The 16,667-nt window shown below is 35.7% G+C and carries 14 protein-coding genes and 1 pseudogene; 6 read left to right on the top strand and 9 right to left on the bottom strand.

What is annotated here, in order from left to right:
• Positions 1 to 17: 17 nt before the first annotated feature.
• Positions 18 to 1,640 (bottom strand): tetratricopeptide repeat protein, encoded by a 1,623-nt coding sequence (locus M2265_RS18010; RefSeq protein WP_132769531.1) that lies wholly within the window; start codon positions 1,638 to 1,640, stop codon positions 18 to 20.
• A 338-nt stretch (positions 1,641 to 1,978) separates the two neighbouring features.
• The gene (locus tag M2265_RS18005; protein WP_132769533.1) at positions 1,979 to 4,411 is read right to left on the bottom strand and encodes a TonB-dependent receptor; all 2,433 of its coding nucleotides are present in this window, start codon (positions 4,409 to 4,411) and stop codon (positions 1,979 to 1,981) included.
• 470 nt (positions 4,412 to 4,881) lie between these two features.
• On the opposite strand from M2265_RS18005, the gene M2265_RS18000 reads away from it, so the two are divergent.
• Positions 4,882 to 6,132 carry a site-specific integrase gene (locus M2265_RS18000; protein WP_132769535.1) on the top strand — a complete coding sequence of 417 codons (1,251 nt, stop codon included), beginning with the start codon at positions 4,882 to 4,884 and terminating at the stop codon, positions 6,130 to 6,132.
• Positions 6,133 to 6,239: 107 nt separating this feature from the next.
• Here M2265_RS18000 and M2265_RS17995 read toward each other — a convergent pair whose 3' ends face one another.
• The 6 genes from M2265_RS17995 to M2265_RS17970 all read right to left on the bottom strand — a co-directional run bounded on the left by M2265_RS17995 (position 6,240) and on the right by M2265_RS17970 (position 9,611).
• A complete protein-coding gene (locus M2265_RS17995) occupies positions 6,240 to 6,521 on the bottom strand; it encodes a helix-turn-helix domain-containing protein (protein WP_021191501.1) in 282 nt (93 codons plus the stop codon).
• Complete coding sequence (locus M2265_RS17990; protein ID WP_031504736.1) at positions 6,518 to 6,814, bottom strand: helix-turn-helix domain-containing protein; 297 nt, start codon at positions 6,812 to 6,814, stop codon at positions 6,518 to 6,520. Before M2265_RS17990 ends, M2265_RS17995 begins: the two co-directional genes overlap by 4 nt.
• A gap of 100 nt (positions 6,815 to 6,914) precedes the next feature.
• Positions 6,915 to 7,295 carry a hypothetical protein gene (locus M2265_RS17985; protein ID WP_132769537.1) on the bottom strand — a complete coding sequence of 127 codons (381 nt, stop codon included), beginning with the start codon at positions 7,293 to 7,295 and terminating at the stop codon, positions 6,915 to 6,917.
• Between the two features lie 682 nt (positions 7,296 to 7,977).
• Positions 7,978 to 8,295, bottom strand: a complete 318-nt coding sequence (locus M2265_RS17980; protein WP_132769539.1) for a DUF6922 domain-containing protein — start codon at positions 8,293 to 8,295, stop codon at positions 7,978 to 7,980.
• Positions 8,296 to 8,334: 39 nt separating this feature from the next.
• Positions 8,335 to 9,009, bottom strand: a complete 675-nt coding sequence (locus M2265_RS17975; RefSeq protein WP_132769541.1) for a nucleotidyl transferase AbiEii/AbiGii toxin family protein — start codon at positions 9,007 to 9,009, stop codon at positions 8,335 to 8,337.
• A gap of 143 nt (positions 9,010 to 9,152) precedes the next feature.
• Entirely contained in the window at positions 9,153 to 9,611 is a 459-nt protein-coding gene (locus tag M2265_RS17970; protein ID WP_132769543.1) for a DUF3408 domain-containing protein, read from the bottom strand.
• A gap of 547 nt (positions 9,612 to 10,158) precedes the next feature.
• On the opposite strand from M2265_RS17970, the pseudogene mobA reads away from it, so the two are divergent.
• Positions 10,159 to 10,590: pseudogene (gene mobA, locus M2265_RS17965) on the top strand (conjugal transfer protein MobA); the annotation flags it as partial.
• Positions 10,591 to 10,597: 7 nt separating this feature from the next.
• The gene (gene mobB, locus M2265_RS17960) at positions 10,598 to 11,854 is read left to right on the top strand and encodes a conjugal transfer protein MobB (protein ID WP_132769545.1); all 1,257 of its coding nucleotides are present in this window, start codon (positions 10,598 to 10,600) and stop codon (positions 11,852 to 11,854) included.
• Here mobB and M2265_RS17955 read toward each other — a convergent pair.
• Positions 11,849 to 12,586, bottom strand: a complete 738-nt coding sequence (locus M2265_RS17955; RefSeq protein ID WP_207902404.1) for a response regulator transcription factor — start codon at positions 12,584 to 12,586, stop codon at positions 11,849 to 11,851. The genes mobB and M2265_RS17955 overlap by 6 nt on opposite strands.
• A 180-nt stretch (positions 12,587 to 12,766) precedes the next feature.
• Here M2265_RS17955 and M2265_RS17950 point away from each other — a divergent pair, with 180 nt between their 5' ends.
• The 3 genes from M2265_RS17950 to M2265_RS17940 all read left to right on the top strand — a co-directional run bounded on the left by M2265_RS17950 (position 12,767) and on the right by M2265_RS17940 (position 16,383).
• Complete coding sequence (locus M2265_RS17950; RefSeq protein ID WP_132769547.1) at positions 12,767 to 14,143, top strand: hypothetical protein; 1,377 nt, start codon at positions 12,767 to 12,769, stop codon at positions 14,141 to 14,143.
• A 112-nt stretch (positions 14,144 to 14,255) separates the two neighbouring features.
• On the top strand, positions 14,256 to 15,512 hold the full coding sequence (locus M2265_RS17945; RefSeq protein ID WP_132769549.1) for a hypothetical protein: 1,257 nt from the start codon (positions 14,256 to 14,258) through the stop codon (positions 15,510 to 15,512).
• 16 nt (positions 15,513 to 15,528) lie between these two features.
• Positions 15,529 to 16,383 (top strand): hypothetical protein, encoded by an 855-nt coding sequence (locus tag M2265_RS17940; RefSeq protein ID WP_132769551.1) that lies wholly within the window; start codon positions 15,529 to 15,531, stop codon positions 16,381 to 16,383.
• Positions 16,384 to 16,667: the final 284 nt, after the last annotated feature.

Here is a 16,667-nt window from a genome sequence, read left to right as displayed (position 1 = left end):
ATCGTTATGTTAAGAAATTATGAAATACTGAGTATGTAACCTGTAAGATCTTCACCTTGTTCCAATTTTAACTTTTTTCTCAGGCGATGTCTAGCCACACGAAGGCTATCTTGTGATATCCCCAAAAGCACAGCAATATCCGTGTTGTTCAAATTTATTTTAAGCAATGCGATCAAGCGCATATCGGCAGCAGTTAAATCTGAAAACCGTTGTATTAGTTTTTCAAAAAAACTATGATGTACTCTTTCAAAAGTCACCATAAATTCTTTCCAATGAATACCCTGTGTAATATTTTCATTGATCTGCAAAACCAGATCGTGCATTTGCTTTTTTTGATCCCGTCGTTCATCCTTAACCATTACTTTTAACTCATCTCGGAGCTGTTCCAAAAATTGGTTATTACGGATTAAATTCAAAGTATGCGACGTCAACTCCTTCTCTTTGAGCGTCAGCTCCTGCTTAAGCTGTTTATCTTCGAGCAACTGATTTTTAAGTGCAATTTCTGCTAATTCCCTTTCCGCTTCTTGCTTTCGCGACTCGGTCATCTGATTATTGATTTTTATTTTTTGACGACTATACAGCACATACGATAAAATAATTAACAAGATCAAAAAAACAATAGTTCCCAGCAACAAAATGGAGTTGATCTTTTTAGTGACCTGCAATTGTTCAATTTCTTCTGTTTTTTGATTCATATCATAAAGTGCCTGAAAAAAAGCAGTATGCCTAGCCCCATCTACACTATATAACTCCAGCACAAGCTTCCGACTTCGCTCTGCATAAACATAAGCACTATCCATTTGTCCGCTTAATGCATATGTTTTGCTTAGATCTTTAGTCGTTGCCGACATCTGATACACATCTCCCAATTTCTCTGCCATATCAAAAGCCCACTTTGTAAATTGTATACTTTCCGAAAACTTGCCGGTCTTCCTGAAAATATCACCCATATTATTCACCACTACAATCTTTCCGTAGTTGTCTTGCGTTTCATCATATAAGTCACGTGCTTTTTCAAAATGATCAAATGCCCGATCATACTGTTCCAAATCTTCATAAATACTACCCAGATTCTCATGAATCTTAGCTTCGCCATTTTTATTTCCTTCTTCGTTATAAATCGCTAAGGCCCGCATTTGGTATACGAATGCCGAATCATAATCAGCGACCTTTTCAAATAGATGACCAATATTACCCAATACACTAGCTTCACCATTTTTATCTTTCTCGGCTCTGAAAGAATGGAGCGCTTTATTAAAGTAATTTTTAGCTAGATCATGCTGTTTATTAAAAATATTGAGTTCACCTATATCACTCCAATTAGATGCGAGTAATTGTTTCGCATTTAACTGGGTGTAGATACGGTCCGCTTGGAAATAATAATCTTGCGCCTGTCCATAATGCCCTTGATTAACACATAACCACCCTATTGCCTGTAAACAATTGGCTTGTAATAACAAGTCTTTATCACCAACCGCCTCAGCATACCGCTTTTTGACTAGCGTAATCGCAGAATCAGGATAGTTTTGACTTAACACCCGAATATCTTTAAACGATTCTACCTGTGCATTTGCGGTGTCAACGATAAATGCCTGTGCTATAAATAGTATTAAAAATATAATTTTATCAGAAATCCTCATATTCAAGTAACTAATTGATGTTGATGTGCAAATGTACACGAAGCATGTTAACAGAATATTAAATCACATTACATGCACGACCACTTAACATCATAGAACAAAAAAGATCGATTATCACATCGTGTAAAATGTGTTAAAGCATATTACAAGACACCAGGGAACTATCTCTAAACAGAACATATATGCCTTTAAATAATAACAACACCACATCCCCATAGAAGAACTGGTTTAAATGATTCATATAGTTAAAGGATTTTACAGATTGGATTACAAAATGGAAATTACTTTGATGGCATAAAAATTGTTCAATTTAAATAGGGATCTCTTCAAAGTAAATTCTATTGTATTCTTCCACTTTCGTTCTCAAGTGCTGATTTTCGCGTACGTTGCGCTTTCGTTGTTCCACTACTAAAACGGTAGCTAAAACTTAACCGTACCTGCCTCGACTCGTAATACCCATAACTGTTAGACACAAAGCCAGGAAAATTTTGAGTGTACTTACTCTGGTTGCCTTTATAGATATCATTAATAGCAAACCGAATTGTTGCTTTATCGTTTAAAAGGATTTTTTGAAAAGCAACGTCCACCTGACTGATCTCCCTGCTTATCGTATTTGCTCCACTCAGGCGATTTGAATTATAAACCGCCGTTACTTCTGCTCTCATTTTAAGAGGTAAACGAAAGGACTGCACCAAACTGACACGTCCTGCCGCTTGTTGTAAGTTCAGATTTCTATACTGATCAAAAGAAACATCATTTTGAATATAATATAGAAGACCATTAAAAGTAAGATCCCACCAGGATTTAGGTGTTAAATTCTGTGTCAGGGATAAAGACCAGTGCTTTTGTATTCCTACATTTCTACTGATCATAACTATTTTATCATTGTCCAGCGTATCGGTCACCTTCGCGTTAAGCTGGTCAGTATAAGCAAAATTAAACGAAACTACCGTTGCGCTTCTTAATGAATACAGAACAGTTAAGCGGTGGGTTAAAGAGGGACTTAAAAAGGGGTTTCCTTGCCAAAAAGATAATTCGTCAAGCATATAAATAAATGGATTCAGATCCTGATAGGCTGGTCTCTCAATACGCTTGGCATAAGATAAAGAAACAGTTTGGTTTTCCCCTAACGGTCTCGTAGCAGAAAAAAAGGGGAATAAATTGGTGAAATTTCTTTTGATATCATCATCCAGTTCTGCCCCATTCTCGTTATAAAAAAGCGTTCCTTTAGAGTTCGAATTCTCTATACGTACTCCACCCTGTAGTGACCATTTTCCTAACATTCTTTTATAATCGAGATAGGCACTTGTCGTGTGCTCGTCAAAATGAAAATCATTGGTACGTCGGTTATCGAGGCTATCTGGTCCTTTATCAACATGGAAAAACCTAGCATTATTCTTGGAACCTACATTTGAATACTTAAACCCCGTTTCCAATTTCCCCTGCCATAAGTTCATCCCATAGTCTAACTTTATACCTTTTAAATCAATATTTATCCCATTGAGCGTACGGTACAGATTTTCCTGAAGGATATTTTGCTGATGATCACGGTAAATATTGGATTGTAGGTTTTTATTCCATTTATCAAAAAAACCATAGTCAGCATCAAAATTTAAACTTCGTCCTAACGTATCTTCATATTTGTAGTTGAAATTAAAATTGTATCTGGCAGTGCGCTGTCCATAATAATCGTTAATCGCATCCAGCGACTCTTCCATTAATAAGGATGGCAACGTGCTAATCTCCGTTCTGGTATCAGTGATACCTCCACCAAAAATAAAATTACCATTAGCCAGAAAACCGATTGTATTTTTATCATTCAGATAATAATCGATTCCAACCTGACTGGACATCTTCTGACGTTTGTCAACATCCTTGGTATGGCTATTGTAAGCTTTACCATTTTGTTGCCTGTTTGTACCATACAGGTAATGATAATTACCCAATGTATGACTATAGTTCGCGAATATATTTAATTTATCCACCCGATAATTAAGCGTCGCGTTCTGAAGTTGTTTTGCACTGATACCATAGGTAACAGCAGTGCTGACATTACCATTTAACCCTCTTACCTGATTTTTCTTTGTATTGATATTGATGATTCCCGCAGCCCCAGTTGCCTCATATTTTGCCGTTGGACTATTGATAATTTCAATAGATTTGAGGTTGTTGGAAGATAGAGATTTTAAAAGATCTGTCAGCTCTTTTCCTGAAAGAAACGTCTGCCGACCATCCAATAAAATCTGTACACCACTTTTTCCATTGAGTGTAATATCGCTTTCATTTTCCACAAACACCCCGGGAGCTCTTTTCAGTGCTTCCAAAACAGAAACATCCTGTCCACCCAGTGTATTTTCGACATTATAAATAAGTGTTCCACTTTCAACCTGAACCGTTTTTTTCCTACCTTCAACAGTGGCTTCCTCCAGGATATTCTCCAATGGCAGAAGCTTTAAAGTTCCTAAATTAACATCAATTAATTCAAAAATTGCAGATTGATAATCTTTGTCGCCAACATGGCTCACTTTAACAAAATATTTCCCCTTTACTCCAAATCTTAAATTAAATTGTCCGACACTATCAGTCGAGGTGCTTAAAATGAGCTTATCGTTCCGGTCATGTAAGCTTACCGTCGCTAACGGTATTGGTGACATATTACGATCGACCACTTTTCCAGTAATGTATTTATCATTAACCTGTGAGTAGAGCGTTATACCAGTTAAAATAAGTATTCCTATTAATACAATTCTTAAAAATTGAGGTGATACCATTGGTTTATTCAGTGATTATAACTTACAGCAAGAGTAACAATTTAAATCAAAATACGCAATAAAATGCATATAATTTCAAAGAAAACTTGTATTTCAATAATAAAAACATCTACCTACACCATAATAATGCAAGAAAATGCAATTCACATTTCTTTCATTTAAGAATGAAAAATCCTAGTTGGATTTCTATGAGTCCATTAAATTTAAAATAAATTTTCAGTAAAAATACATCAAAGATTAATAACAGGCAAAACGGTTGTAAATAAAGACTTTACAGCCGTTTTATGATTTTTTGGTAATGAGGTAAAAAGCAGTAAAAAGCGATGTTTGGCAAAAGTAAGGTTACTAAAACGTTACTTTCAAACATTACAAACAATCGTTTTAAGATACTGTATTTCAGCTTTCTGCGTGATTTTTCATATTGTTCCGTAGCTCACATAGGTTTAATTTTATCATTAAGAATTGTGAGTATGGAAACGACAAAAAAATCAACATTTAAGGTATTGTTTTACCTTAAAAAGAATGCACCGAAGAAAAACGGAAAAGTTTCGATTATGTGCAGGATTACCGTAAACGGCAAACAGTCTGCATTTAGTACCAAGTTGGATATTTCCACAACAAATTGGGATTTGAAGTATGGTAGGGTTCTGGGCAAGAGCCGAGAAGCCCAAGAGGTAAACGGAAAGCTTGATAAAATCCGTTTGGGTATCGAAGAATGCTATTCCAAAATACTGAAGAACGAGGGGGCTGTAAACAGTGCTAAACTTAAAAATGCCGTTCTTGGGATGGAAAGCGGAGAACTGACCTTTTTCAAATTCTATGAACAGTTCCTGTCCGACTATGAGAAAAAGGTTAATAGTGGACTTCGGGTAAATGGCACACACAGTAAGTACAAAATACTTTTGAAACATCTTCAAAATTTTACACTTACAAAATACGGCTATTCTGATGTGCCCTTTAATGACCTTACACCTGATTTTGTGCAGAACTTTGATTACTATCTCCGTGACGACAAAAGTTTGACACATAACACCATTTGGCTGTATATGATTGGATTTACTACCCTGTGCCGATTGGCAATGAGCAGAAAGCACCTTGCTTTCAATCCGTTCAGCGAGTACAAGAATACCAAAAAGGATAAAGACCGTGGTTATCTATTGCGTAATGAATTGGAAAAGCTCGTAACGTTCAACTGCGAGAAAAAGAAAGATGAATTGGTTAAAGACTTGTTTGTTTTCAGTTGTTTTACAGGTCTTTCCTATTCAGATATGAAAGGACTTAGAAACAGCAATATTCAGGATTTTTTTGACGGTAACCAGTGGATTATTGTGAGAAGAAAGAAAACAGCTACATCATCAAACGTGATGCTCTTGGATATTCCAAAAATGATTATCGAAAAATATGCAGGATTGTCAAAGGACGGAAAGGTATTTCCTGTACCATCAAATACGATTTGTAATGACAGCTTAAAGAGCATATCTCAACTGATTGACTGCCTTGTAGAAAAGAAAGTAACCTTTCATTTGGCACGTCATACGTTTGCTACGCTATTTTTAAGCGAGGGTGTTCCGTTGGAGAGTTTGAGCAAGATGTTAGGACATAAAAACATTGCCACTACTCAGATTTATGCTAAGATACTCAACGAGAAAGTTGGTAAGGATATGCAAAAGGTATCACATAAATTTAAGGGTATGGAGGAGTCCTTTGTTTCAAGCCTATAACATTATGTCACAATTTTTTAAAACAACACAGCCCACCGCTTTAAGCAGTGGGCTGTTTCTTTAATTGACCGATACAGGTTACAGTTTCAAAGCATTCATTTAATGGACTAACGCTGATAGTTATCTTCCAATACTTTTACAATATCGCTTTCACGGAACAAGATTTTCCGTTCGAGCTTGATAAAAGGTATCAGTCCGTCATCCCTGTACTGTTGCAATGTCCGTTTGCTTATGTGTAACATCTCGCAAACCTGTTCGCCTGACAGGTAGATTTCCCCTTTTAGTAATGGATGGAAATATTCTCTGATATACAACAGTTCATTTTTGATGCCTACCACAGCTTCGAGCAAGGCAAGCATATCTTCGTTTGAATTTCCAATCTGTTTCATTTCTTTTGCTTTTTTAATGGTCGCTCTCCCTGCATAAGTAACTCCACTTCGGATAATCTGAAATACGTTTTCCGATTAATTTGAGTTGCTCCAAGAATGCCTTTTGCCCTATACGTCTGCAACGTTCTTTTACTGATGTTGAGCAATTGGCAGGCTTCCTGTTGGTCGAGCCATTTAGTTGCCTGTTGCAGTGCTTTGTAGGGTGTAGTCATTTCCGCTATCAAATTGGAAACTTCCTTAACTTCCCTATGCAATGCTTTCAAAATCTGAATGTCTAAAACTGTTATTTCCATATCTGCATCATTTAAACCTCTAAAATAAAAGCTATTCAAATAGGTCATTTTAATGTTGCATCCGATGGCGGTATTTGGCGTACAGTTGCCAAATACTAGGCTATAATCTTAACTTTGGTTTCTTACTTTTAGGGCGAGCCTGTTGTATTTTGTTTGTATTGTCCATTTTTAAAACAGGCTTTTTATTGGTGTGTACGGTCTGATTGTTTTCGGCATTTTTATAATCCGAACGCATAACCGTTTTGGTAGCGCCTATGATGCTTTCAAGTTCGGCAGTCTGCTTTGGCGGTTCAACACGCTTGCCCCCGAACAGCCTGCCCAGACCTAAACCCTTTGTGTCTTTGAATTGGCGTTTAAAGTTGGCGATGAAATTGGAAATCGGGTCGCTGTTCTTATCGACCTGCATAAAAGGGGTTTTCTTTTTTTGCTCGGATTGTTCTTTCTCTTTACGCTCTTTGTTGGTATTTACTTTTTGTGCCATAAGTTCAAAATTTGCCCCCAATATAGAACACAAGAAAATGTATTGTTTTCATTTGGCTTTATGTGGCAGTATTTGGCTTATATTGGCACAATAGGAAAGAAAGTAATCCTTAAAACACTTTAAATTTTCCTCGCCAAGCCCTCACAGATTTAAAGAGTTTTCTACGGATAAAGGAAAGCATACCAAAAACAGCCTATCCTTATCCCTTACGTGTTTTTTGTACCCTTTCTTTGATTGGAATGGATTAAAAAAGAATAAAAAGGTCGCAAAGATAAAGCGGACAGCCACCGCACCACCCAACCAAAAGCTTACGGCATAATGGCAGGGCAAAAAGGTGGCTTCGCCTGGTTAATCTGTTGCCCTGCCACCCTTCGGGACTTATTCCGTTTCCTTTTGGTTTTTCGCCTGTCCGCCTTGTTAAAATGGCTTTCTTTTTTTTCTGTTTTTTTCTTTTGAAAATATTTTTTGAGAGAGAGATTCAGAACTATAATCAGCATATACAGGATACCCCTTGTATCTATGGTTCGGGATAGCCCAATTTCTTTTTCTTGACAAGTTGCGGAGCAAGAAAAGGAAGCAAAAAGAACTTCGCTATTGGGGTTGGAACTATTAGGCTAAAAGTCGTTGGATGAAAAAAAAAGACAGGCTGATTTCTCAACCTATCCCTCTATAAGATTTTAATTTATATCCAATGGTAAGGCTTATCCTTACGGTTCAGGTAGCAGTACATTTCTTCCTTTTTAAGTTCTGGGAAGAACCTCAATGCCCTATCAATTGCATAGTTGGGTAAGAAGTAAATTTCGTCACGGATTGCTTTGATAACCCTGCTATGACCATAGAAACGGACAAGCTCATCAATTTCATATTGACCGCCACGTTCTATGATACGGGCTATAATAGTCTTGTAGGCTTTCTTAAAGTCCATTGCTTCGATGTCGAAATCCCAAAAAAACACTCGGTCAAGATTTGGAATGTCGTTATTTTTTTCTCTTAATTCCATATAGTAAAGATACGATTTTTTTAGTTGTTCATTGATTTTTCAACGCCTAAAGCCTCTACCTTTTTTCGGCAGATCGGGTATTTGTCCAAATTTTAAAGACGGACTAAGAACCGCCTTGTTTAAGCGTTCATTAATTTTTTCCATATCGGTCTCTTTACCTTTTAACAACTTAACTTTTGCTTCGTGGTCGATATTCTTGTGATACAATAATGCGTATGTAGCCATTGCAGGATTACCGCCATATTTATTTTGATATGCTTCTAAATAGGTTCTTAACGGATGGTGTTCTAATAGAAAATGCATATCTATAAAATCCTTAATCCGTGTACCATTTTGGAAGATGGCGTGGAGTTTCATTGCCCCTATGTCCTCTAAGGATGCTAATCGTATCCCATCTTTTGTTTCAATTGGCTTTTGCCATGGATATTGATGCGAAAGAATATCAACTTTAATCTTATCTATATCAAGTAAGATTGTATTATTAAACATATCGTTTATCAATACCCGAGGATATTGAGTGACTAAATGTTTTAATAGCTTCTGTTCATCAAAGCCTTTGGTTGTAAAAAGGTCAATATCAATACTCAATCGGTGACCAATCTGTAGACTTAATGCAGTTCCCCCTACAAGGTTAAAATCTTTCAGCATTTCATCTTTCATTAGTGTCTGGAGAAGTTTCCACATCTCACTGCTGACTGTTTCTTTGTGTAGCATGATTTTTCGTTTTTCGGGAATTTAATCCCGAAAACGAAGCCTTTGCCCAAAGTGGTAGTCAGTGGCACTGTTTGGCGTTCATGGGCACAATGAGCGATGAATATCCAAAAGATTATATTGTTCTTTGCCTACACAAACCGTTATCAGAACAACGGCTTGTGCTTATCGTTATAGATTTCCTTAATCAGCTCTCCGAACTCCTGAAAGTGGTATTCGATAATATTATCCAGATAAGCATAAATTGTCAGCTTGTCAATTCCCATAATGTTGGTAAGCCTGTTAAATGTTTCGTGATGTTCCTGTCGTACATAGACCGATTTGCCTTTGCTTGCATTTCTTTTAGGGATTCTAAAGAACGTTACGCAATAATCCTCTTTCGTCAGCTTCTTTGGTTTTGAAACGGTTCTTTTGGTATTGCCTGCAATCGGTTTTGTTTCTTCTGTTTCTACAGATTTTTCGCTTGTTTCGATGACAGTAAGGTCATCGCTATGCAGTAAAGTGTTCTGTTCTTGTTCAGGTTCTTTCTTTTCATCAGTTAGGAAATTTTCAATAGAAAAACTCTCTTTTTCAGGTTGCTGATTTTTGTTTTCTTCGTGTATCATATCTATCATTTTTAATATTATATCCAATTAGCTGTTTGGTTAACTAAGCAATCAGCTGTATATACTGTTGTATCTATGTAACTACCTATCTACCTAAGCACCTGCAGACCCTTAATTGGTTAGTTCATTAACTCAAAAATCTGCAATTCGTCTGCATTCAATCACCCAGATTTGCTGTCGGGATTTATGCTGTTTAGTTACTTCATTAAGGATATAACCAATCAGCTAGCTAGCCATATACAAAGGAAATAAAAGCAGTCCCAATCTGCTTTAAGGTGGTATTCAGTGGCATCATTTGGCGTTCATTGTCATTGTTGTAAATAGCTGTTATTCAAATAGTCTTACCGAAATTTGTAATGGAAGCTATGGGTTTTCCCTGCTAACTACAATCCGTTTGCAAAACGGATTTTTCTGAACCCTTGTTCAGAGCAAGTTATCTTTTGAGGTACTCGAAATGAATTTCGGCACCTCAAAAGCACTTGCCCTTGCAGGGGGCTGGAAACGGCTCCGAAGTCGCACGTTTATTAAAAATTAAAAATGGATTATTATGGAAGAGAATAACAAAAAACAGATTAGGAAAACAGGAAGAAAACCAAAGAATGACCCTGCCGTCAATCGGTATTCCATTAACCTGAATGCAGAGGACAATGCCAAATTTCTTGCCCTTTTTGACCAATCAGAAATGAAAGTAATCGCTCATTTTATTACAGCTTGCATCTTTCAAAAGACGGTTAAGACCGTTAAAATTGATATGAATGCAATAGAATATCACGAAAAATTGACTCGATTTTTTAGCCAATTTAGAGCAATCGGAACAAATTATAATCAGATTGTGAAGATATTGTACCGCAATTTTTCAGATAAAAAAGCAGGAACATACCTTTTTAAATTGGAAAAGGAAACCATAGAATTGGTAAAAGTCACGAAAGAAGTCATCCGTTTGACACAGGAATTTGAAGAGAAGTATCTAAGAAAAGAGCAAAGTTATGATTGCAAAAATTGGGAAGGGAAGCAATATGTACGGAGCGATTTTGTACAATCAGCAGAAAGTGGACGGAGAAAATGGGACAGTTTTATTACTGAACAAGATACCCGACACGGTGGACGGCAGGTATTCCGTAGCCTATTTTAATAAGTGTTTTGAGCTATATTTATCGGCAAACATCAAAACGGAAAAGACAGTACGGCATATATCGCTGAACCCAGATCCTGCGGATAAAGTCAGCGATGAACAGTTTATGGAAATGACTCGAGTGTATATGGAGCGTATGGGCTACGGCAATCAGCCGTATATTGTTTTCAAACATACGGATATTGACCGAACGCATATCCATATCGTTTCGACTTGTGTAGGCATTGACGGTAAAAAAATACCCGATGATTACGACCATCCACGTTCAATGGCAATTTGTCGGGATCTGGAAGAGAAACACAACCTGAAAAAAGCCACCAAGCAGGAGCAGAAACAAGTCAACAAAGTTTTTAAGCCTGTAAATTATAAAAATGGAGACATCAAAAGTCAGATTGCTTCGGTAGTACGGCATCTACCAAAGTATTATAGCTATTCTACTATGGGTAGTTTCAATGCGTTACTTTCCCTTTTCAATATCACAGCGGAAGAAGTCAAAGGCGAGCGAAATGGTCAGACCATAAACGGATTGGTCTATGTGGCATTGGACGAGAACGGAAATAAGGTAAGCAATCCGTTCAAAGCATCGCTTTTCGGAAAAGATGCTGGCGTAGCACAACTGCAAAAACACTTTGAACAGTCCAAAGAGAAAATGAAAACCAACCCTGCAAGGTCTGTTCTGAAAAATACCATGGAGCTTGCCATACATACCTCAAGCAACGAAACAGATTTTAGAAAGCAATTGTCCGAGCAAGGTATCAATACAATTGTCCGCAGGAACGACAGCGGACGGATTTACGGCATGACCTTTATAGACCACGAAAGCCGTAGTGTTTGGAACGGTTCGGCTTTAGATAGAAACTTGTCGGCAAATGTTTTTAACGATTGGTGGAACAACGGAAATAAACCCGAATTGAAAATACAGGAAAATTCTGCTTTCATAACTAAAACAATAGGCAGCATACCGACAAAAGACCATTTTGAGTTTATCTCACATGAACATTCGCCTAATACCGATATAGGATTGTTCAGCTTGTTACCCGAAGCACTGGGTGAGAATTACGAGGAAGAACAGTTTGCTAATCGGATGAAGAAGAAAGGCAGAAAATTATAATAACTCAAAAGCGATGGCAAATTTAAGCAAGGCTGCAAATGAATTACATCCTATCTTATTAATAATATTTTTTCGATGCGTATTTATAGTATGAATAGAGATAAACAATTCATCAGCCATTTCCTTGGATGACTTGCCATTAGCAATCATAGTAATTATTGTTTTTTCGCGTTTGGTCAGCGAAGCAAATATCCTGTAATTATTTTTAATGTAAATATCTTCATCAAGCACTTTGTTTACTCTTGAAATCATAAGATCAATTCCTTCTACAGGACTGGCGAGCATAATCATTGTATCCTTAATTCGATCGTCTGTCTTTATTTTAATCAGTTTGCAAACCGAGTAGAACCATTTATAATCCGTTTCCTGATATAATTTCACCCGTTGAAAAAAATTATATTGTTTGTCAAAATCAGCCTGTTGCAAATATTTCCCAACACCTTCGAATATAGCTTTTGATTCTTCTTTTATAAAATACTTACTGTAATATGCTTCGCCCAAAGCGTTGATCTCATCAACAGAGATGCCCAAGCGCTCACACCCCCAATTGTTCATATAACTCACGCATAAAGGCTGTAGCCCTTGCATATCGTGCATCATCACCGAAGCAGGAAGGATACTACCTAGATCGTTGATGGGGTACGCACCATCTTTCAGGTTTTTCTGCACACCGTGCAATTGCTGATCCAGCTTTAGTTTTGTGAGATGAAATGAAGGACTATTCAAGGACATAGTGTCAATATATTGGTTATATGCAAGATAATTAAAAAATTATTAACAACCAATCTTGCTTTCCTTTCTCCAGTCTTTTGCAAAAAAAAGTAAAATTCACACTTAAAAATACCTAGTGCTAGCGATTTTATTGTGTTTGAATTTGTAGTTAGTTTGTATTACATATTTTATAAAAAAGTTATGAAAACAATTACAAGAATCATAACGGGTATTTTTTGGGTGATGATGTTGCTAACTACAACAAGCGCAATGGCGCAATGGACTCATGTAATAGCTCCTGTAAATGAATCAGACATAAGCAAAGTTACTAAACAATCTTACCAAAATTACAAAGGTTTAACTGCAGCTACCTTTGAAGTTATAGGCTCGGTCGAAGCTATTAAGGAAAAAGGTATAGTCAAGTTTAAACTTCATACTCAATCCATTAATATGGTTAAATATAATACATATTCTTATCGACCTGCACCAAAATTAAAAAACTGCATAAACAACAAACTATTAGAAAACGAAACAAACAATTATTTTTCTGCTAATCAAATTGGTGAAGCTTCTTTTGAGCAGGCGATGCATTCGGCAAGTGCAACCTTCGATCTTGAAATAACATTCATCGTTAAAGATCGTAAATATGGCATTTCGGGAGCTGGCAATGAAAAAGGATGGGGCTATCGGGCAACTCGCATTTTCAAAAACGTAAAAGCAAACGGTGTTTTTTGGGCAGACGAGCCTATTGAGACTACCTTTCCTATTGAAGAAATAAAAATTTTGAATAATCCTAAGTTAGTTTCTTTTCAAATAAATGATTCGGGCATACAAACAGCCATATTAGATTTTGTAAAAAAGAGAAACCAAGAGGCAGAAGACGAATGCAAAGGAAAAACTAAAGAAAATGAAGCCGACAACAAGAAAAAAGACGAAGAGACTCAAAAAAATAAGGCCAATGCCAAGGAAATTGAGGCAATGAAAAATAAGCTACAAAACCAAAGCAGTATGGCAATAGAGAGCTCAACAAAAGCAGATGACTTTTGGAGTGGAGGAGCAGATAAAAGCACTTCTTCTACTGGGAAAGATAATGACGATTTTTGGAGTGGTCATGAAGAAAAACAAGAAAATATAAGCGACAAAATGAGTACTACTAAAAAGAAGGGCTCTGCATTTGTTTATTTATGTTTTATGGATAGGGGCAGAAATGAAAGACATGATTATCTGTCGGAAATATTTGAAATTGAGGAAGGGTGTAATGATTACGTATTAAAATTTTACAATAAAATATTAACTGAATACGGGAAAGGTCGTTATGATGTTAATTTTACTGATCCTTACTCACATATGATCGAAGTTGTAAAGACACTGAATGAACCATATTTTTTTGACAGATTTACAAAAGAAATATATGGGAAAACGCATCTGGCGGATAAAAAGGTAACTATGGATAGATTAAAGGAAATGAGAGATAAAATAATTGCAATTAGAAATGATTCAGCTAATCATAGAACAGTTGGTGGTGGCTTTATTATCTTAAAAGAAATTAATGATTTCAAACCCTGTTCGTACAAATAAATTTAACAATTATGATTTTGCTATTTGATTGCCATAGTTGAAAAAAGGTATTCCTTATGATTCTCATAATAGCAAAGAAATTAAATAATTAATAAATGAAATTCTTAAAATTATGAGAGCATACATTTTAACACTTTTCACCTTGATGGTCTCGGGCGGAGTGTGGGGGCAAGAATATATTATAGAGATAAACCCATTTGGAAAAAATGAATACCCAAAAGGTTTTAAAGTGAAATATAATTCAACTATCAGGGTTAAGATTAATAATATCAATCCTTTTTTGGGAAAAGGAAGTGTAGATGTGGTTACTTCTAATCATGATTTTAATGATTTAAAAAATACTCTTGATGCTCTCAAGGGGAATATAGAGAATCAAACAGCTGAAATGATTGTAACAGATTCAATGGCAATAATAGGAAATCCTCCTCCTCAAGAAAAAATTGATAGAGATTTCCCTCATTATTATAACAATTTTTTTGAAGCTTACTCTAATCTTACTAATTTACTTTTACTAAAAGAAAGGCAGGATAATTATATAAGTAGTGTTCTTCTGATAAAAGATATAGATGTTTTTAAAAATCAAATAGGGCAATTTGTAATAAAAGAAGGAGAAATTAAACGTAATTATCAGGAATTAGAAAACTCATACAGATCTTTAAGAGATGCTAACGCCACGACTAAAGAATATTATGCTAAAGAATGGAAAGATGCTCAATTAAAAAAAGAAAACGTTCATAGTGATGAATTTATAAAGAGCATAAACAATGTTAAACAATATGTAGAACAGCAAGCAAGTTTTGCTCAACATACAGAGTTTTCTTATCTCGATGATGCAAGACAAATCCGTGATGATAAAGTCGTCATAACGCCTAAGATTTATGATAAAACAGGACTAAATGTATTGCGCAAATTTCCTGATTTTACAATTACCCCAACCCATAAGCTTCGTGTTAATTTCAGTGCAGGGTATTTACTGTCGTTTATTGGCAATGAAGAATATGGAATCCGCTATGAAAATGATAAAGCAAAAGGAGTAACAAAATTAGAGGAAAATAAATTTTCTCACGCTTTAGGTGCACTAACACATGCTTTTTACGATTTTGGAACTTCTTTGGATTATGGTATTACGGCAGGAATAAGTCTTAATACAGAAGCAAAAATGAATTTTTATGGAGGTTTATCAGTTGCATTCACGAAAGAAAATAGATTGGTTTTAACGAGCGGAATATCCTTTGTCAATGTAAATCGGCTTAATCCGTCTAATTTAGACAATGAACTGGATTTTGCATCGTCCAATGTTGAAGTAAATTACATTGAGAGATATAAACCAGCATTTTTTGTTGGGCTTACTTACAACTTAAAGAAATAATAATTAATCGAGTATCATGAAAAAATTAATACACATTTTTATGTTGCTTTTTGCCTTTACAATAGCACAAGCACAAACTGTCGATGACAAAGCAAAAGCTTACTATCAGGAAGCCCAAAAAGCTTTTGAAAGGAGAAACTACAAACAGACCATAGATTACTGCAAGCAGGTAACCGATTTACTAAAAAACACTAATGCTAGAATTGAGCTTTTGCGTATCAAAAGCTACTATGAATTGGGCGAATATGCTAAAGTAAAAGCTTCAATAAAGACTTTTACTAATTTGCAAGCAAGTGCCGAGCTAAAAAATGAAACTTTGGAATATCTGGTAAAAGTCGAAAAAGCAGAAAAGGCAGCTGAAGACAAGCGCTTAGCCGAACAGCGTAAACTGGAACAGGAACGTATTGCGAAAGAACAAAAGATTGCCGAAGAAAAACGTCAAAAAGAACAAGTTGAAAGAGAACGTTTAGACCATGAAAGAAGCCTTAAAGCAGAAGAACAGCGAAGAGAAGAAAGTGGACTTTTATTGGCGGGAAAATGGAAAGGAGTAAACAAAGCCTACTCAACTCGTGGGACTATAGAAAGGGAATACGAAGATATACATACAATAATAATTGGAGAAAAAGGAAATATAATTAATCTGAGTAATATTGAAGGTTATGTATTTCCTTATGGTGGTATTGAAGCGAAATTAGTTTCGGAACAAGATGATAAAAAGATATATACAGGTTCTAAAAGGGTAAGATATGAAGGAAAATACTCCATAGAATGTACTTATAACAAGAAGGATAAAACATTAAAGTATGTATTAACAAAGAAAAATGGCTCCAGTGTTTTAGAGCATTATGGGACTTTCAAAATACAGTATTAAAATATGAAAAAAATAATACACACTTTTTTTTTTAATTCTTTAGTCTGAGAATATTAAATACACAAACGGGCATATAAAATGAGTTTAATGATTACTATAAGACTTATTTTAGGTAAACAATAATAATGACTTCAGAACACAACAATCAACCCTTAGAAAAAAGAAAAGAATTACAACTTCGTATTCAGTTTAACGAATTTGTAAAAGCGAATGTTATGCCTTTTTACAGAAGTTTTAAATGAGCTAAATATAGCCTTATTAGAATATTGATTGAAACACTGGGA

It is taken from the genome of Sphingobacterium kitahiroshimense (genome assembly GCF_025961315.1).
Taxonomy (GTDB): domain Bacteria; phylum Bacteroidota; class Bacteroidia; order Sphingobacteriales; family Sphingobacteriaceae; genus Sphingobacterium; species Sphingobacterium anhuiense.
The sequence above is the reverse complement of the archived record's forward strand: the minus strand, read 5'-3'. Positions and strand labels throughout refer to the sequence as shown.

Coding starts and splice junctions, on each gene's coding strand:
- M2265_RS18010 (WP_132769531.1), bottom strand. CDS start 1,640: ATGAGGATTTCTGATAAAATTATATTTTTAATACTATTTATAGCACAG.
- M2265_RS18005 (WP_132769533.1), bottom strand. CDS start 4,411: ATGGTATCACCTCAATTTTTAAGAATTGTATTAATAGGAATACTTATT.
- M2265_RS18000 (WP_132769535.1), top strand. CDS start 4,882: ATGGAAACGACAAAAAAATCAACATTTAAGGTATTGTTTTACCTTAAA.
- M2265_RS17995 (WP_021191501.1), bottom strand. CDS start 6,521: ATGAAACAGATTGGAAATTCAAACGAAGATATGCTTGCCTTGCTCGAA.
- M2265_RS17990 (WP_031504736.1), bottom strand. CDS start 6,814: ATGGAAATAACAGTTTTAGACATTCAGATTTTGAAAGCATTGCATAGG.
- M2265_RS17985 (WP_132769537.1), bottom strand. CDS start 7,295: ATGGCACAAAAAGTAAATACCAACAAAGAGCGTAAAGAGAAAGAACAA.
- M2265_RS17980 (WP_132769539.1), bottom strand. CDS start 8,295: ATGGAATTAAGAGAAAAAAATAACGACATTCCAAATCTTGACCGAGTG.
- M2265_RS17975 (WP_132769541.1), bottom strand. CDS start 9,009: ATGCTACACAAAGAAACAGTCAGCAGTGAGATGTGGAAACTTCTCCAG.
- M2265_RS17970 (WP_132769543.1), bottom strand. CDS start 9,611: ATGATACACGAAGAAAACAAAAATCAGCAACCTGAAAAAGAGAGTTTT.
- mobB (WP_132769545.1), top strand. CDS start 10,598: ATGATTGCAAAAATTGGGAAGGGAAGCAATATGTACGGAGCGATTTTG.
- M2265_RS17955 (WP_207902404.1), bottom strand. CDS start 12,586: ATGTCCTTGAATAGTCCTTCATTTCATCTCACAAAACTAAAGCTGGAT.
- M2265_RS17950 (WP_132769547.1), top strand. CDS start 12,767: ATGAAAACAATTACAAGAATCATAACGGGTATTTTTTGGGTGATGATG.
- M2265_RS17945 (WP_132769549.1), top strand. CDS start 14,256: ATGAGAGCATACATTTTAACACTTTTCACCTTGATGGTCTCGGGCGGA.
- M2265_RS17940 (WP_132769551.1), top strand. CDS start 15,529: ATGAAAAAATTAATACACATTTTTATGTTGCTTTTTGCCTTTACAATA.